This window comes from Bifidobacterium pseudocatenulatum DSM 20438 = JCM 1200 = LMG 10505, from assembly GCF_001025215.1.
In the GTDB taxonomy this organism is placed as follows: domain Bacteria; phylum Actinomycetota; class Actinomycetes; order Actinomycetales; family Bifidobacteriaceae; genus Bifidobacterium; species Bifidobacterium pseudocatenulatum.
In genome coordinates this window covers 1,481,468-1,498,193 of sequence record NZ_AP012330.1, presented here as the reverse complement: position 1 = coordinate 1,498,193, position 16,726 = coordinate 1,481,468, and the positions used below count along the sequence as shown (strand labels likewise).

Here is a 16,726-nt window from a genome sequence, read left to right as displayed (position 1 = left end):
TGGTGATTACTCGATGATGGTTGGCTGTTGCCGCAGGTCAGGCAAGCCCAAAAATACGTTCCACAATGTGGTCGTCGCCTTCGAAGGGAATATGCTTGCCGTGGTCCTTGAACCAGCGCTCGTTGCCTTTGCCGATGATAAGGATGATATGGAGGCGGTTGGGATTCTTGCGGTCGATTGCTACGGTCGACTCCACTGCTTCCGTACGGTCGAGAATGATCCTCGCATCCAGATCAGGATTGGTGACACTGTCGAGCATGTCTTGGCAGACGTGTTCCACAGGCTCGTCATCCGTGTCTTCGAAGGTGAGAATCAGATGGTTGACGCGATTCTGTGCAGCCCGGACGATTTCCGATCTGCGATCATACGCTTTATTGCCTGCGGATCCAGTGACCAGCGTGACTTCAGGATCGTCCTTGCCGTAGCGTTGGTAGACATAGTCGAGCAACGCCGTTACGGAAGCATAATTGTGCGCATAATCAACGATGGCGATGGTGTTCGACTTCGTATCGTGGAAATGCTCCATACGACCGGCGATACGTACCGGTTCCATATTGCGCAGTGCTTCCTTCGCGGCGGTTTCGTGGAAATCGAATCCAACGGCATGCGCAATGGCAATGGCCGCGGCGGCGTTCGCATAATTGAAATCGCCATCCAATTGCAGGCTGAGCGAGCCGATCTGTTCACCTTCCACCGCAATGGCGAAACGGCTATGGTCGGCGGATTCCGGCCATGCGGTCACATCCGCGGCCGATGCTTCGCCAAGAGCGAACGTGGTGACGGGAATATCGGCGATTGCAGCATCCTGACGAATAAGATCGGCATGTGCGCATGCCGTGCCGAGAACCAAGGAACGGCAATTCTTTACGATCTGCCGTTTGCAGTGAAAGTAATCCTCGAATGTCGGATGCTCGATGGGGCTGATATGGTCCGGGCTGATATTAAGGAATGCGGCGACGTCAAAAGTAAGTCCGAAAACGCGATCGACTTTGTACGCCTGCGACGAAACCTCCATAACCAGGTATTTCATGCCGTTATCAGCGGCTTCGCGCATCATACGGAACGCATCCATGGACTCCGGTGTGGTCAAATCGGACTCGACATAGGTATGTCCGTCAAGGCAATTGTCTGCGGAAGAGAACAAAGCGCATTTGCCGCAGGAGCAGCCGTTGAGCATGGCTTGGGTGAGGTAGGCGGTAGTGGTTTTTCCCTTGGTTCCGGTAATGCCGATGATTTTCAGTTGGTTCTGCGGGTACCCATAAAATGCCGCGGACAGCAGACTCATGGCTTTGCGCGCGTCATTCACGATGAGTCCCGGAGCTTTCGTCGCCGCGGAGAAGTCGTTTTCCGCAACGTATGCGGCAAGTCCACGATCATCGATGCCATCGAGATATTCCGCTTTGAAACGGCCTTTGCAGCACAGGAGCGCGCCAGATACGACCTGCCTGGTGTCATAGGTGATTGAACCGAATGGCTTGTCGAATCCGTTGATGGTTTGCGCGTCAAGCGTCCAGGCGTCTCCTTGGATGATTTCGCGCAACAATCCATGCTCGCTGAGCAAGCGTGCTGCTGATGCCAAAGTCAAAGCCATATTTCGTGTTCTCCCTGTTCTTCGGATACCGAACAGCCATTCTACCGTCAGCTATGTGCATGGCATGTGGAAGTCTGGGTGGTTACAATAAAGCTGTGACTGAAGTACGAACGGAAACTACGGTAGGTAAAAGGGCGCGTTTTGAAAAACTCGCCATGCCTGTGGTCGATGCGTTGTACCGGCAGGCGATGAAGCTTACCAACAATCCCGATGATGCCCAAGATTTGGTGCAGGATACTTTCGAACGGGGATTCAAGGCGTTCGACTCCTTTCAGGAGGGAACGAATTTCGCCGCGTGGATGACGACCATCGAGCGGAATGCCTATTTCAACCAGTATGCCAAAGCCAAACGCAGACCGCAGCGGGCTAACGATTCCACCGGTGAATATGACGATTGGGACATTTATTCGGCTTCGGGGCATTCCTCGGAAGAACTTAAATCCGCGGAACAGGAATATTTGGATGCCTATGCGCCCGAGGAAATCATGGCGGCGCTCGCCAAGCTTTCGCCGGAACGCCGTCAGGTGTTCATCGATGCTGCGATTGATGGCAAGTCATACCAGCAGGTGGCTGACGAACAGGGTGTGAAGATCGGCACGGTGATGAGTCGTCTCAATCGTGCGCGTACGCAGTTGAAACGAGAACTTGCCAACTATGCGAAGGAACGTGGCTATGCCACGGCAGGGAAGGACAGCGCATGAGTGAATCGATCGAACGGCATACCACCACTGTCACCACCAGCGAGGACGGCACTGTGACCCGGGTGACGCATACCAGTGTGCGCGTTAGCGCCTCCGGTGATTGTTTCGACCCCGAACGTTGCTGCGACGAGCGTGAACGGGCATTGATCGCGGCCATGCGCGCGTATCTGCGCCCGCAGCATGCCCCGCAGAGTCTGATTGACCGTCTTGAAGCTACGCTTGACCATTGCTGCGGAGAATAAGTCCGTGCATGTTCCCTGCAATAGGCTTGTGACAGGCCTATTGCAGGCTGAAGAAGTATGAGAAGACCCCGCGAGTCAATGATGATTCGCGGGGTCTTCAATGCTCTGTAGCGTTATTCACGCTGGCAGGGATCAGGCGTTTGGGCGCTTGCCGTGATTGGCGGCCTTCTTACGACGATCCTTGCGCTTACGTCCGCGCATGCCCATGATTGGACTCCTTTACTTACGATTAATAAGCCTTCGGGATTATCGCACACGAACGAGACGTTTGCCAAATCCGGTGTTCGATAGGTGGCCGCTTAGGCTTATCCTTCGGTTTTTATATGACCAGAATCAGTCGGTGTAACCGATTGGATTACTTGATCACGTTCACTCGCATGTTCACTCGGCCATACCGAGGAATAGCGAGGTGCTGGTGGTTTCACCCGGCTTGATCACAATCAGCTCGTTGCCCGTGTTGAATGCGTTGGCATAGGCGGTCTGCGGCTCCACGGCAACGCCGGCGGGATGCTGGGATGCGGGGAACTTGGTGCCTGTGCATACCTGGAACGAGGTGATGGTTTCGTCGCCGCCGACGCGGACCTTCTTGCCATCGGCGCGGGTGAATACTGCCGTGACGGAACCGTCTTCGGCGTGCTCCAGATCGGTCCATGCGTCATCGAACGGCTGCTCGGTAAGCAGAGTGTCTTCGCGCAGATCGTATTTGGTACCGTCAACCGGCTCGGTGCCGGTCGGAATGAGGTTCTCGTCTACGGTGACGTGCGTGCGAGCCGGCAGCGTGAGGCTGCATTTGGCGTTGTGCTCGTCGATCTCGTCGCCATAGCCGTTAAGGCTGTTGGCGAGCCACGGGTGAATGGCCAAAGCCCACGGCGCGTTTGCGTTGCCATTGTTGTAGGCGCTGACGGTCAAGTGCATGCCGTCATCGGCGAGGCTGTAGGTGGCGGTGACATACAGGTCAAACGGGTAACCGACCATGTTGGGGGAGCGCCAGGCGAGGGTCACTGCGTCTTCGGCAAGAGAGATCAGCTTCCAGAACGAGCGGTAACCGTAGCCGTGGATGGCGGTGTTACGGTCATGTTCGTCGATTGGCAGCGAATAGGTCTTGCCTTCGAACGTGTACTCGCCGCCTTCGATACGGTTCGGGAACGGAATGAGGATCTGGCCGTGGCAACAGGTCACCAGATCATCAGGGCCAAGGGCGACGGTCAGATCTTCGCCCTTATAGGTCAGTTTGCGCATAGTGGCGCCAAGTTCGGTGATGACGGCTTCATAGTCGCCGTGGGAGATGGAGAATTGCTGTCCGGTACGGGCAGGCAGGTTAATGCAGGTCATAGTCACTCCATAGTGCCGTTGGATAGGTTCCGGTAACGGTAGCGTTACCGGCTAACACCACAGTTTACCTGTTTTATGCCGTATGACGATGCTGTTTCTTCGGCGTGCCGCCCATGTCTTAGTATTGATGAGGTTTTCACAAAGCAACGAAAGGCGGCCATCATGACCAAGCGCATCGTACTGGCGGATCCCCGTGGCTTTTGCGCGGGCGTCGACAGGGCGATTCTGACTGTGCAGACGATTCTCAAGGCTGCCAATCCACCTCGGACTGACGATCTGCCGCCGGTGTATGTGCGTCGTCAGATTGTGCACAACAAGCATGTTGTCGAAGAACTGTCGGCTCAGGGTGCAGTATTCGTGCAGGAATTGGCTGAGATTCCCGATTCCGCAGCTTCCGCAGGAATTCCGATTGTCTTCTCTGCGCACGGCGTGTCTCCTGCGGTGAAGGCTGAGGCTGCGGCTCGGGGCATGCATGTTGTTGACGCCACATGCCCTTTGGTGAGCAAGGTGCATCGTGAGGTGTTGCGTTTCGTCAAAGAAGGCTACGAAATCATCTACATCGGGCATAAGGGTCATGATGAGGCCGTTGGCGTGGTCGGCGAATCTCCGGAACATGTGCATCTGATTGAGCATGAGTCGGATGTCGATTCGCTGGATTTTTCTTCGGATACGAAGTTGGTGCTACTTTCGCAGACCACGCTGAGCGTGGATGAGACGGCAGGCACTATCGCCGCGTTGAAGGAGCGTTTCCCATGGCTTGAGATGCCTCCGAATTCCGACATCTGCTATGCCACGTCGAATCGTCAGGCTGCGGTCAAACTCGTTGCCGAGCAGTCGGATTGCGTGGTGATTGTCGGTTCGGCGAATTCGTCAAATTCCGTACGCTTGACGGAAGTTGCGCAGGAGGGGCTGAACACGCGTTTTGGCGGTGTACTGGATGGTGCTTGCGGAAAGGCCCACCGTGTGGATGATGCGTCCGAGCTTGATCCCACATGGTTCGAGGGTGTTGAATCCGTGGGAATATCGTCGGGCGCATCCGTACCTGACGAATTGGTGTCAGGTGTTATCGAATCGCTGCAAAGCCAAGGTTTCAATGATGTGACCACCATTGAAACCATCAAGGAAAACATGCATTTCGTGCTTCCCAGTGAACTTCGTAAGAAACCGGTCCGCTGATTAGGCTTTGCGAGCATCGAGTACTTTACCGAGTGCCGATAGGCGCGGCTACGCCGTCAAGCACTTTGAGCAGATCGTTGGGATTGATGCCGATTGAGAAGCCGCGTTTGCCTCCCGACAGCAGTATCTCGCTATATTGCAAAGCGCTTTCGTCGAGTACGGTTTTGTGATGTGTGCGTTGACCGAGCGGTGAGATGCCTCCAACCACATACCCGGATTCGCGCATGGCGACCTTTGGATCGGCCATGGAGGCTTTTTTGGCTCCGACCGCTGCGGCCAGCGCCTTCAGATCCATGTGTCCGCTTACAGGAACCACGCCTACCACGCGTTCGGAGCCGGTATCGGCCATAAGCGTTTTGAATACCTGATGCTCGTCAAAACCCAGTTTGGTGGCGGCCTCGACCCCATAGCCGTCATCCATATGGTCGTTTGAATGTGCGTATTCGTAAGTCTTGAATGGGATTCCCGCTTGTTCCAGTTGCACTGTTGCCGGTGTTGAACCGGCTCCCTTCTCATGCTTTTTCTTGCCCATGTTGCTTCTACTCTAAAACGTATTTGTATCGGTACGTATTTGCGTCGGTTAACAAAAGGGCTTCCGCCGTGAAGCGAAAGCCCTTGCACTAAGTTCTACTGAGAATCGTGCGGATTGTTCCGCTATTGATTCACTCGGAGATCTCAGCGAAGTACAGCAGGGTGCGCACCATGTTGCAGGTGAAGCCATACTCGTTGTCGTACCAAGAAACGGTACGAGCCATGGTCACGCCGTCAACGGTGTTGACGTCGGTCTGGGTCGGATCGAACACGCCACCGTGGGTGTCGCCGATGATGTCGGAAGACACGATGCCATCCTCGTTGTAGCCGTAGAACTCGGTGGAGGAGAATGCGGCCTTGAATGCGGCGTTGATCTCGTCAGCGGTGACTTCCTTGTTCAGAACGGTGGTCAGCTCGGTGACGGAGCCATCCGGAACCTGGATACGCTGGGCGTGGCCCTGCAGCTTGCCGTTCACGGACGGAACGACCTTGCCGATGGCCTTGGCAGCGCCGGTGGAGTGAGGAATGGTGTTGATCGCGGCGGCGCGGTTGTTGCGAGCCTTCGGGAAGCGCGGGCCGTCGAGAATCATCTGGGTGCCGGTGTAGGCGTGGATGGTGGTCATGAAGCCAGCCTTGATGCCCCAGTTCTCGTCCAGCAGCTTGACCATAGCGGCCATGGAGTTGGTGGTGCAGGAGCCGGCGGACACGATCACGTCGGAAGCCTTCAGGATGTTGTGGTTCACACCGAAGACGACGGTCGGGGTGGTCTCGTCCTTTGCCGGAGCGGAGATCAGGACCTTCTTGGCGCCAGCGTTGATGTGAGCCTGGGACTTCTCAGCGGAGGTGTAGAAGCCGGTGCACTCGAGCACGAACTCAACGCCATCGTTCTTGACCCACGGGATGTTGTTGGCATCCTTCTCGGCGTAAACCTTGTATTCCTTGCCATCAACCACGATGGAGTCTTCGGTGGAGGTGACCTCAACCGGGGTGCCATCGTCATGACGGAAGGTGCCGTGGGTGCTGTCGTACTTCAGCAGGTAGGCCAGCATGGACGGGGTGGTCAGATCGTTGATTGCAGCGACCTCAATGTCACCGGCCTGGCCGCCACGAGCCTGCAGCTCGAAGATGCGGCGGAAAGCCAGACGACCGATACGACCAAAGCCGTTGATACCAATCTTAACTGTCATGTAATTCTCCCTTTAGGGTAGGCCACACGTGTGCTGGGCACACAGAAGCCATTGTTTACCAACGTCACCCACTTTAGTGCGTCACCTGTACTTAAGGCAACGCATTCGCGCGTGTGTTTCAGAAAACGTCGTATTTTCTGTGAGCGCTCACGCTGCATGTGGTTTCAGGCCGCATTCGACAAGCGCAGACGAGATTTGGGTGTCCAATGGGCCGAGATCGCCCTTGAACGCATGATGCCAGGAGACCTGCGGCAGAGGAGCCTCGGCTGGGAATGTCACGATGAGCGTGCCCTGGGTAACTCCGACATGCGCGGGCAGGCCATGCCGGAACTCGTTACTGACTCCGTTGACCTTGGTGCTGGTCATGAGTACGTCGCTTAACTTGTATTTCAATCCTTTTTCGCAAACGCCGATGGAAGTGTCGGAATGCGAGAAGACGGAGATCATGCGACCCGGTTTGACATCGTTTGCTGCGAAGTCGAGATCTCCATCGCATATCGCCGTCACAATGGAATCATTGCCATGCAGAAAACCGATGGCGCCATGATTGGCGAGCAATGCCATCAATTGGATGTTGGATATCGTATGGTCGATTCGTCCTCCGAGCGCACCGTAGATATGGAAAAGCCTTGCACCGTGAAACCATCCGATTTTGAGGGCGGATAGCAGATCCGGATCGTCTTTTTCCGGTGGCAGCTCGACGGTGCGCTCGTCTGGTGTGGGGCGTTTGCCCGTGATCGAATCGAAATCACCTACTACCACGTCGGGCGTTACGTCAAGGGCGCGGGCATGATCGAGCCCGCCGTCCGCGGCGATGACGAACGAGTCCGCCGGAACCATTGGTGTTTCTCCGTAATATTCACCTGCCGCGAAAATCACGCAAGTATTGGAATTATTTGTCATACAAGGTCAGTGTAGTATGCGGATCGGCGTAGCTGTAAGGTGCGTTTTAGCTGGGCTTGTAAATACGACACGCGGTGGTCGTGGTGTGTGGTATTATCTACAAGGCTTGAGAAATCAAGAAAGCGGGATATACCCACCTGGAAGCCTTTCAGGGCCTCGGGTTCAGGCTTAATGCCTTGCCACTGTGTTGAAACAGTGAAGTGAAGATCGTATCGGAACGTTCTTCAGCGTGCCCTTATGGGTGCGTCTGGCGTGCCATGAACTTTTGAGACGTTGAAGAACTGCCAATCTGGGAGCATTCCGTTGAATGGAACATGAGGATTGGAGTCATCATCAGCGACGAACCACGCATTAACGACGAGATTCGCGTCTCCCAGGTGCGTCTGATCGGCCCGAACGGCGAACAGGTGGGAGTCATCGCGACTTCCGTCGCACTGAACCTGGCAAAGGAAGCGAACCTCGATCTCGTCGAGGTGGCGCCCAACGCGAAGCCTCCGGTTGCCAAGCTCATCGATTACGGCAAGTACAAGTACAACGAGAAGATCAAGGCTCGCGAGGCACGTCGTAACCAGAGCACTGCGGAAATCAAGGAAATTCGCTTCCGTCTGAAGATCGACGACCACGACTTCGAAGTCAAGAAGGGCCATGTTGTGCGCTTCCTGAATGGCGGAGACAAGGTCAAGGTCACCATCATGCTGCGCGGTCGCGAGCAGTCCCGTCCAATTGGTGGCGTCGAGCTGCTGCAGCGTCTTGCTAGCGAAGTGGAGGAATACGGCACTGTCGAATTCGCTCCGAAGCAGGAGGGCCGCAACATTATCATGACGCTCGCACCGAAGGGCAAGAAGGTCCACACCCAGTCCGAGCAGCGTCGTCGTGGTGATCAGTCCCGTGCCGAACGTCAGGCTCGTCAGGCCGCACGCTTGGCGGCCAAGCAGGAAGCTCAGGCTCAGGCAGCAGCCGAAGCCAAGGCCGCAGTGACGTCCGACAAACCGAAGACTTCCGAAACGAAGTAACAAACAAGGAGGGCAGCAATGCCGAAGATGAAAACTAATTCCGCCGCTTCCAAGCGCGTCCGCGTGACCGGTTCCGGCAAGCTGATGCACGCTGGCTCCGCGATGCGCCACAACCTCGAGCACAAGTCCGCTCGTAAGCGTCGCGCACTGAAGGCCGATGGCGTTCTGGCTACTTCCCAGAGCAAGAACATGAAGAAGCTGCTCGGTCGCTGAGTATAGCGAGAGCGAATAAGAAGACTTAATAGAAAGCTGAGGAATCAAACATGGCACGTGTCAAGCGCGCAGTAAACGCCCACAAGAAGCGTCGCGTCGTTCTCGAGAGGGCTTCCGGCTACCGCGGCCAGCGCTCCCGTCTGTACCGTAAGGCCAAGGAGCAGCTGCTTCACTCCTTTACTTACAACTTCCGCGATCGTAAGGCTCGCAAGGGCGACTTCCGCAAGCTGTGGATCCAGCGCATCAATGCTGCTGTCCGCGCTGAGGGCATCACCTACAACCGCTTCATCCAGGGCCTGCACCTCGCTGGCATCGAACTGGATCGTCGCGCTCTCGCCGAGCTGGCCATCTCTGATCCGGAGACCTTCAAGGCCATCGTCGAGCAGGCCAAGGCCGCTCTTCCGGCTGATGTGAATGCTCCGAAGGAAGCCTGAGCTTCTTCGCTGATTCAGCGTGATTGACAGGAACCCTCGCTCCAGCAATGGGCGGGGGTTCCTGCGTTGCATGGCAGGGCTCGTTTGACCTATGGTAAGGGACCGCTCAGTGGTATACGATGAGCCGGATGGGATCTGCTGGAAGGAGGGTGATGGACGATTTCGAACGGACAATTCGGCAATTCCTCGCTCATATCGACGTTGAACGAGGACTGTCGAAGGCGACGGTGTCGGCGTATGGCGCCGATTTGAAGAAGTATCGTCAGTGGCTTGCCGACCAAGGCGTTGGCGGTATCGCGGCCGTGACGACACAGGATGTGGAACGTTATATCGTCTTCCTTGACGAGTCGGGAGAGTCATCTCGAAGCAAGGCACGCCGGTTGGCCAGCATTCATGCGCTTCATCGTTTCGCAGTGAACGAACATATTGTTGTCGATGATGTGTCCGCGCAGGTAAAGGCCCCTAAGGGCGTGAGCACGCTTCCCGATGTGCTGACCGTTGATGAGGTGGCTAGACTGCTGGACTCTATCCCCGTTTCTCAAAACAGAGAGCATGATGGTGTCGTGTCGGAGTTTCCCGATGATCCGGTGATGTTGCGTGACAAGGCATTGCTTGAATTCATGTATGCGATCGGTGCCCGCGTGTCGGAGGCGTGCGGTGCGAATCTCGATGATGTCGATGTAGACGGCAGAATCGCAAGACTTATGGGCAAAGGCTCTAAGCAGCGGCTGGTTCCCGTCGGCAGCTATGCGTGCGAAGCGATCATCCGGTATTTGCATGCGGGGCGTCCTAAGCTGGAATCCAAATCGAAAGGTCCCGTGGAACGGCGTGCCCTATTTCTGAATAAACGAGGAAAAAGATTGTCGCGACAGTCGGTTTGGGAAATCATCAGGGGAGCGGGGGAGCGTGCGCACATCGATAAGCCGCTGCATCCTCACACCTTGCGGCACTCTTTCGCCACGCACCTTATTCAGGGCGGTGCCGATGTGCGTACCGTGCAGGAGCTGCTTGGTCATGCAAGCGTTACCACCACACAGATTTACACGCATATCAGTCCTGAAAACCTGATTGAGACATATCTGATGTCTCATCCGCGCGCCAGATGATGGTGTTGCTGCCGTTTTGAACGGTGACAATGGACTAGCATGGATTACAGTGAAAATTGACACAAGGATGTTGGTAAGGTAAACGGTATGCCTACGGATTTGCTTGGACGTGATTATGAGACGTTTCCCGCTCCGGAGCCGCTGCAGACGCACGGTCCGGCGAGGATCATCGCCATGTGCAACCAGAAAGGTGGCGTCGGCAAGACCACCAGTTCCATCAATATCGCTGGTGCATTGAGCCAGTATGGGCGTCGCGTGCTTATCGTCGATTTCGACCCGCAGGGTGCGGCCACGGTGGGGTTGGGCATCAACGCCAATACCGTGGAAGATACGGTGTACACCGCACTGTTCAATCCTCGCATGGATGTGCATGATGTGATTCGACATACCGATTTCGAGAATCTCGATATCATGCCGGCCAACATTGATCTGTCCGCCGCTGAAGTGCAGTTGGTCACCGAAGTTGGGCGCGAGCAGGTGCTGGCTGGCGTGTTGCGTCAGGTCAAGGATGAATACGATGTGATCATCGTCGATTGCCAGCCTTCTCTGGGTTTGCTTACGGTGAATGCGCTGACCGCTGCCGATGGCGTGATCATTCCCGTGGCTGCTGAGTTCTTCGCACTGCGAGGCGTGGCCTTGTTGATGCAGTCCATCGAAAAAGTACAATCCCGCATCAATCCGAGTCTGGAAGTGTACGGAGTGCTCGTCACCATGTTCACGCATACCTTGCATTGTGATGAAGTGTTGCAGCGTATTTATGAGGCATTCCAAGGCAAGGTCTTCCATTCAGTCATCTCACGTTCCATCAAACTTCCGGATTCCACGGTTGCGGCCGCGCCTATCACCATTTATGCGCCGAACCATAAGACCGCGAAGGAATATCGTGAGGTTGCCCGAGAGCTGATTGCTCAGGGCATCGTCGCATAAGACGCATAGGGCTCCTTCGTGGGGCCTTTTTCGTTGAAGGGCATACGTGGGTTGAAATTCAAGCGGTGTGGTGAAACACTGCACTTATAGTCATGTTGACTATAAGTGCTACACTGTGATTCCGGAACAATTCAAATCGACAAAAGATCGGAGAGGTGAGGTCGCGATGATCATGGGCAATGTCTCAGAACGGCGCAAACAGCCGCCGCAGGTGGGCGTTTCCGTGGTCATTCTCGCTTTGGGGCCAGCTTCCCACGGAACGCAGGAACATGCTCGAACCAGTGCGGGATCCACCTTGTGGATACCGCTGGTCCGGCGCGTGCGCCAGCCTTTTCTTGGCCAGTGGGCGTTGCCCGGTGGTGGTTTGAGGGCTGACCACTCGCTGGAGCAATCTGCCTACGTTGCGCTGGAATCCACGACATCGTTGCATCCACGGTATCTTGAACAGCTGTATACATTCGGCGATCCAGCGCGCTCACACGGCGGGCTGCCGATGGTATCCATCGTCTATTGGGCGTTGGTCGACGATCTTAACGGGCAACTCGGGCAGAGTATCGACGACAATGTCAAATGGTTTCCTGTGGATGATCTGCCTGAGTTGGCATTTGACCATGGCGACATCGTGGACTACGCCCTCAGCAGACTTCGCGGCAAAATCGAATATCCGCAGATCGTCACCAGATTGGTAGGCGAGAGGTTTACGCTGAGCCAGCTGCATGACGTGTACGAGGCCGTTGCCGGTCAGAGCATCGATCTGGCGAATTTCCGCCGTAAGATGCTCGCATCCGGGCAGCTGGAGGACACCGGTGACAAATTGCGTGTCGGACGCAATCGTCCGGCAACGGTGTATCGCTACACCATGGATGTGCTCCGACAGTCGACATGGAGCGATGCTCGGGATCGCCATGATTTCGATGTGCGGGAAACGCAGGATGATGTGCTTTCCGCGTTGACGACGATCTGACGTCTTTCCGGATTGTTTCCTTTTCAGACGATTCTGTCTGGTTTTCGGCATGCCTTGTAGGCATGGTCGTTTCGTATGAGAGGAAGAAGTATGACATCCGTGCAATCCGCATCGGTTGCTTCGTCGGGTTCGTTGACACGTAATGAGCGTCTTGATCGCCTGCCGTTTAACAAAGCGCATAGGAAACTTCTGGTGGCGTCCGGTATCGGCTGGGCTTTCGACGCCATGGACGTCGGCTTGGTGTCCTTCGTTGTGGCGGCCATCGCGGCTGACCCGCATTTCAATCTGACACCAACCGAGAAAAGCTGGGTGCTGTCCATCGGCTTCGTCGGCATGGCGATCGGTGCTGCGCTGGGTGGTTTTGTAGCCGATCGTGTTGGCCGCAAAACGGTCTTTTCCGCGACGCTGGTGATTTTCGGTTTGGCGAATGGCGGCATGGCACTGTCATGGTCGTTGACCGCGCTTTTGATCGCTCGTCTGATCATCGGTCTTGGTTTGGGCGCCGAACTGCCAGTGGCTTCCACTCTGGTTTCTGAATTCTCTCCGACCAAACAACGCGGTCGTATGACGGTGCTGTTGGAATCCTTCTGGGCTGTCGGCTGGATTGTCGCCGCCTTCATTGGCTACTTTGTGATTCCGAATACCGGCGATTGGGGTTGGCGCTGGGCTTTGCTCATTGGCGCGTTGCCGCTGCTGTATGCCATTGTGACGCGTGTTCATATTCCGGAATCCGTGCGATTCCTGGAATCCAAGGGGCGTGAGGACGAAGCCGAACAGGCCGTACGCTATTTCGAACAGGCAGGTGGCATCGAGCCAGTGGCTTCCCCGAAGGGCAAACCACTGCCGAAGATCAACACCCGCGAACTGTTCGGCAAAAAGTGCATCGCGCGCACCGCAGCCATTTGGGCCACGTGGTTCTTCGTGAACTTCTCCTACTATGGAGCGTTCACATGGATGCCGTCGCTGCTGGCCGACCAGTTTGGCTCGCTGACCAAGTCGTTCGGCTATACGCTGGCCATCGCCGTCGCGCAGTTGCCGGGATACTTCCTGGCCGCATGGCTGGTGGAGATCTGGGGCCGCAGGAAGACGCTGAGCGTGTTCCTTGCCGTGTCGGCCGTGGCCGCGTTTGCTTTCTCGCAAGCGGGTTCCGTAGCTGCGGTGTTGGGCTTTGGCATGTTGTTGTCCGCATCCAATCTTGGCGCGTGGGGCGTGCTGTATGCGGTGACTCCGGAAATCTATCCGACCCGCCTGCGCGCTGCTGCGTCCGGTGCTGCTGCGGCATGTGGCCGAGTGGCTGCCATCATAGCTCCGCTGCTCATGCCGTGGTTCCTGACGCTGTCCGGTGGCAACAAGGCGGTGGCATTCATCGTTTTCGCGGTCGCCTTCATTCTGGCCTGCGTTGCGGCGTTGTGCTTGCCGGAACGCACTGGTAAGGAACTTGAGGATTAACGAATTATTTTGAGTGGTCCCAAGAGATCATACGTTTGCGGTTGTTGAGATTCGACAACCGCAAACTTTGTATGTGGGCGAAAGCGCTGGGACCGGAACTGTCGTAATGGTTCGCTAGGATTGGCTCGGTTTGTGTGGAGTACGGATTTGTAAGTACCGATAACCAGTATGTACCGAACGGTAACGCAAGAGAACAGCAATACTAAGAGAGGTTTCGATGGCGGTTCGCGGCGATATTCGAAATGTAGCGATTGTGGCACACGTCGATCACGGCAAGACCACGTTGGTCAATGCCATGCTGGCACAGTCCCACGTGTTCAACGAACGTGAGGAAGTTCCGGATCGTGTGATGGATTCCAATGATCTGGAACGTGAGAAGGGCATCACCATCCTCGCCAAGAACACCGCTGTGCAGTACACCGGTCCGCTGGCCGCCAAGTACGGCCATCCGGAAGGCATCACCCTCAACATCATCGATACTCCTGGTCACGCCGATTTCGGCGGCGAGGTCGAGCGTGGCATCTCCATGGTTGATGGCGTCGTGCTGCTCGTCGACGCATCCGAAGGCCCGCTGCCGCAGACCCGCTTCGTGCTGCGCAAGGCTTTGGAAGCCAAGCTGCCGGTTATCCTGTGCGTGAACAAGACCGATCGTCCGGACGCACGTATCGAAGAGGTCGTTGGAGAATCCTCCGATCTGCTGCTCGGCCTGGCTCAGGACGTTATCGAAGAGGGTATCGATCTCGATGAGGATGCGCTGTTCGACCTGCCGGTCATCTACTGCGCGGCCAAGGCCGGCTACGCTTCCGAAAACCAGCCGGAGAATGGCGGTCTGCCGGATAACGAAGATCTCGAACCGCTGTTCGAAGCCATCATCAAGAACATTCCGGCTCCGGAATACGAGGAAGGCGCGCCTTTGCAGGCACACGTCGCCAACATCGATTCCTCTGATTTCCTGGGTCGACTCGGCTTGGTGCGTATCTACAACGGCACTCTCGAAAAGGGCAAGACCTACGGTCTGTCCCGTGTGGACGGCTCCGTCGAAAACTTCCGCGTCTCCGAACTGCTGCGTACGCAGGGTCTTGAGCGCACCCCGGTCGATTCCGCGGGCCCTGGCGACATCGTCGCAGTCGCCGGCGTGAATGACATCATGATCGGCGAAACCATCGTTGATCCGTCCGATCCGCGTCCGCTGCCGCTGATCCACGTTGATGATCCGGCCATCTCCATGACTTTCGGCATCAACGATTCCCCGCTTGCCGGAACCGAAGGCAAGGACCACAAGCTTACCGCCCGCATGATCAAGGATCGCCTTGACCGCGAACTCATCGGCAACGTGTCCATCAAGGTGCTGCCGACCGAACGCCCGGATGCATGGGAAGTCCAGGGTCGTGGCGAGCTCGCCTTGGCCGTGCTTGCCGAACAGATGCGTCGTGAAGGCTATGAGCTGACCGTCGGCCGCCCGCAGGTGGTCACCAAGACCATCGACGGCGTGATCAACGAACCGATGGAAAACACCACCATCGACGTTCCGGAAGAGTACATGGGCACGGTCACCCAGCTGCTCGCCGACCGTAAGGGCCGTATGGAGAACATGACCAACCATGGCACTGGCTGGGTTCGTCTGCAGTTCACCGTGCCGTCCCGTGGTCTGATCGGCTTCCGCACCGCACTGCTTTCCGCCACCCGTGGCACCGGTATCGCATCCTCCATCTCCGCCGGCTACGCTCCGTGGGCTGGCCAGATCGTGACCCGCCAGAACGGTTCCATGGTCTGCGATCGCAAGGGTATCGCCACTCCGTACGCCATGCAGCGTCTGCAGGCACGTGGCAACTTCTTCGTCGAACCGCAGTCTCCGGTGTACGAAGGCCAGGTCGTCGGCGTGAACAACAAGCCTGACGAGCTGGATGTGAACATCACGCTGGCCAAGCATATGACCAACATGCGTTCCTCCACCGCAGATGTGCTCGAAACCCTGACTCCGCCGATCAAGATGAGCCTCGAAGAGTCCTTGGACTTCGCCAACGAGGACGAGTGCGTGGAAGTCACTCCGGAATCCATCCGTGTGCGCAAGATTATTCTCAGCCGTGAGGATTGGTACAAGTGGCGCGCCAAGCAGCGTCGACAGAACAACGCTCAGAATAACAAGTGATTCTTCACGTTGTTCTGTCGGCTTCGCAAGCACGGTAGTGCTTGCTCACTTCGCCTACGGTGAGCCCGCTGGGCTCTCCGTTTGACGGCTCAGCAGAATAACGCTCAGAAGAACAAGTGATTCTGTTATTGCTTCCATGAAAAGAGATACGTGTCCTCGCGTATCTCTTTTTCTTTTCAGGTTGGTGAGCGATAGTAGGGGATATGATGCAACAGATGAAGCAATCGCATGATACGTATGGGTCGAATCAAGACGCGGCGCCCGATGCGCAACTGATGCCATGGTCATACCGTCTGCCGATTTGGGGACGGTTCCTCGTCGATCTGGTTTCCGGAATCATAGTCGGAGTAGTGGGAACCATGGCCCATCGCATGGGCGCATCCATGAATATTCCCTACGGATTGGCGATCGCCTATCTCATGGTGATCATTTCGACATGGTCAGCTCGATCACGCGACGGTGTCTCAGGCCTCGCATTGCACCTGATCGGCTCCTCTCTGGTGGTCTGGACGGTGATGTCGGGGTATGGTCCGGGAGGAGACGCCATGATTCCTGTGGGATTCGGTGGAGATGATCCCATGCCGTTCTTCAGTGAACAGGCAGGATACATGTGGCTGTACGGTGTCGTGCTTATTCCGGTTGTGATGCTGGTGCTGCCGAAACGTTGGTTCGTCACACCTCCGCGTAAGGAGACGCGTGATGGTGCGTTTGCTGCTGATACGCAGACGAACGAGGGTAAAACATCTGATAACGCCCAACCGGTGGAATAATCGGCAGTCGATTCCACGGCAATGAGGTAAGGTTCAGG

Annotated in this window: 18 protein-coding genes; 12 read left to right on the top strand and 6 right to left on the bottom strand. The window is 56.2% G+C overall.

All coding sequences use genetic code 11. The features are described from left to right. Nucleotides 1–37 precede the first annotated feature (37 nt). Nucleotides 38–1,591 carry a UDP-N-acetylmuramoyl-L-alanyl-D-glutamate--2,6-diaminopimelate ligase gene (locus BBPC_RS06305; protein ID WP_033524069.1) on the bottom strand — a complete coding sequence of 518 codons (1,554 nt, stop codon included), beginning with the start codon at nucleotides 1,589–1,591 and terminating at the stop codon, nucleotides 38–40. Between the two features lie 155 nt (nucleotides 1,592–1,746). Here BBPC_RS06305 and BBPC_RS06300 point away from each other — a divergent pair, with 155 nt between their 5' ends. Beyond that, nucleotides 1,747–2,292 carry a sigma-70 family RNA polymerase sigma factor gene (locus tag BBPC_RS06300; RefSeq protein ID WP_192917045.1) on the top strand — a complete coding sequence of 182 codons (546 nt, stop codon included), beginning with the start codon at nucleotides 1,747–1,749 and terminating at the stop codon, nucleotides 2,290–2,292. After that, nucleotides 2,289–2,534 (top strand): hypothetical protein, encoded by a 246-nt coding sequence (locus tag BBPC_RS06295; RefSeq protein ID WP_004220580.1) that lies wholly within the window; start codon nucleotides 2,289–2,291, stop codon nucleotides 2,532–2,534. Before BBPC_RS06300 ends, BBPC_RS06295 begins: the two co-directional genes overlap by 4 nt. A gap of 132 nt (nucleotides 2,535–2,666) precedes the next feature. On the opposite strand, the gene BBPC_RS10280 is transcribed toward BBPC_RS06295, so the two are convergent. Together BBPC_RS10280 and BBPC_RS06290 are read right to left on the bottom strand one after the other, a co-directional pair. Further along, nucleotides 2,667–2,741: a 50S ribosomal protein bL37 gene (locus BBPC_RS10280; RefSeq protein WP_003817083.1), complete on the bottom strand. Its 75-nt coding sequence runs from the start codon at nucleotides 2,739–2,741 to the stop codon at nucleotides 2,667–2,669. Nucleotides 2,742–2,915: 174 nt separating this feature from the next. Beyond that, nucleotides 2,916–3,866 carry an aldose 1-epimerase family protein gene (locus BBPC_RS06290; protein WP_004220579.1) on the bottom strand — a complete coding sequence of 317 codons (951 nt, stop codon included), beginning with the start codon at nucleotides 3,864–3,866 and terminating at the stop codon, nucleotides 2,916–2,918. Between the two features lie 162 nt (nucleotides 3,867–4,028). Between BBPC_RS06290 and BBPC_RS06285 the strand changes: the two genes are divergently transcribed. Next, entirely contained in the window at nucleotides 4,029–5,042 is a 1,014-nt protein-coding gene (locus BBPC_RS06285) for a 4-hydroxy-3-methylbut-2-enyl diphosphate reductase (RefSeq protein WP_033500508.1), read from the top strand. A 25-nt stretch (nucleotides 5,043–5,067) separates the two neighbouring features. Here BBPC_RS06285 and ybaK read toward each other — a convergent pair whose 3' ends face one another. From ybaK to BBPC_RS06270, 3 genes are all read right to left on the bottom strand, one after another. Continuing rightward, nucleotides 5,068–5,574, bottom strand: a complete 507-nt coding sequence (gene ybaK / locus BBPC_RS06280; protein WP_004220577.1) for a Cys-tRNA(Pro) deacylase — start codon at nucleotides 5,572–5,574, stop codon at nucleotides 5,068–5,070. Nucleotides 5,575–5,704: 130 nt separating this feature from the next. Then, nucleotides 5,705–6,760 carry a type I glyceraldehyde-3-phosphate dehydrogenase gene (gene gap / locus BBPC_RS06275; RefSeq protein WP_003834362.1) on the bottom strand — a complete coding sequence of 352 codons (1,056 nt, stop codon included), beginning with the start codon at nucleotides 6,758–6,760 and terminating at the stop codon, nucleotides 5,705–5,707. 147 nt (nucleotides 6,761–6,907) lie between these two features. Continuing rightward, nucleotides 6,908–7,663, bottom strand: coding sequence for a thiamine diphosphokinase (locus BBPC_RS06270; RefSeq protein WP_033524067.1), 756 nt, complete (start codon nucleotides 7,661–7,663; stop codon nucleotides 6,908–6,910). 314 nt (nucleotides 7,664–7,977) lie between these two features. Here BBPC_RS06270 and infC point away from each other — a divergent pair, with 314 nt between their 5' ends. From infC to BBPC_RS06225, 9 genes are all read left to right on the top strand, one after another. Continuing rightward, complete coding sequence (gene infC, locus BBPC_RS06265) at nucleotides 7,978–8,676, top strand: translation initiation factor IF-3 (RefSeq protein ID WP_004220560.1); 699 nt, start codon at nucleotides 7,978–7,980, stop codon at nucleotides 8,674–8,676. 18 nt (nucleotides 8,677–8,694) lie between these two features. Continuing rightward, complete coding sequence (gene rpmI / locus BBPC_RS06260; RefSeq protein WP_003834365.1) at nucleotides 8,695–8,889, top strand: 50S ribosomal protein L35; 195 nt, start codon at nucleotides 8,695–8,697, stop codon at nucleotides 8,887–8,889. 50 nt (nucleotides 8,890–8,939) lie between these two features. Beyond that, a complete protein-coding gene (gene rplT / locus BBPC_RS06255) occupies nucleotides 8,940–9,323 on the top strand; it encodes a 50S ribosomal protein L20 (protein WP_003834366.1) in 384 nt (127 codons plus the stop codon). Nucleotides 9,324–9,475: 152 nt separating this feature from the next. Beyond that, a complete protein-coding gene (gene xerD / locus BBPC_RS06250; protein ID WP_004220557.1) occupies nucleotides 9,476–10,429 on the top strand; it encodes a site-specific tyrosine recombinase XerD in 954 nt (317 codons plus the stop codon). Nucleotides 10,430–10,516: 87 nt separating this feature from the next. Further along, the gene (locus BBPC_RS06245) at nucleotides 10,517–11,356 is read left to right on the top strand and encodes a ParA family protein (protein ID WP_004220555.1); all 840 of its coding nucleotides are present in this window, start codon (nucleotides 10,517–10,519) and stop codon (nucleotides 11,354–11,356) included. A 166-nt stretch (nucleotides 11,357–11,522) separates the two neighbouring features. Next, nucleotides 11,523–12,320 (top strand): NUDIX hydrolase, encoded by a 798-nt coding sequence (locus BBPC_RS06240; protein ID WP_004220552.1) that lies wholly within the window; start codon nucleotides 11,523–11,525, stop codon nucleotides 12,318–12,320. Nucleotides 12,321–12,410: 90 nt separating this feature from the next. Then, on the top strand, nucleotides 12,411–13,769 hold the full coding sequence (locus tag BBPC_RS06235) for an MFS transporter (protein WP_004220541.1): 1,359 nt from the start codon (nucleotides 12,411–12,413) through the stop codon (nucleotides 13,767–13,769). 217 nt (nucleotides 13,770–13,986) lie between these two features. Next, nucleotides 13,987–15,918, top strand: coding sequence for a translational GTPase TypA (gene typA / locus BBPC_RS06230; RefSeq protein ID WP_004220539.1), 1,932 nt, complete (start codon nucleotides 13,987–13,989; stop codon nucleotides 15,916–15,918). Nucleotides 15,919–16,133: 215 nt separating this feature from the next. Continuing rightward, nucleotides 16,134–16,688 (top strand): hypothetical protein, encoded by a 555-nt coding sequence (locus BBPC_RS06225; protein WP_226557020.1) that lies wholly within the window; start codon nucleotides 16,134–16,136, stop codon nucleotides 16,686–16,688. Nucleotides 16,689–16,726: the final 38 nt, after the last annotated feature.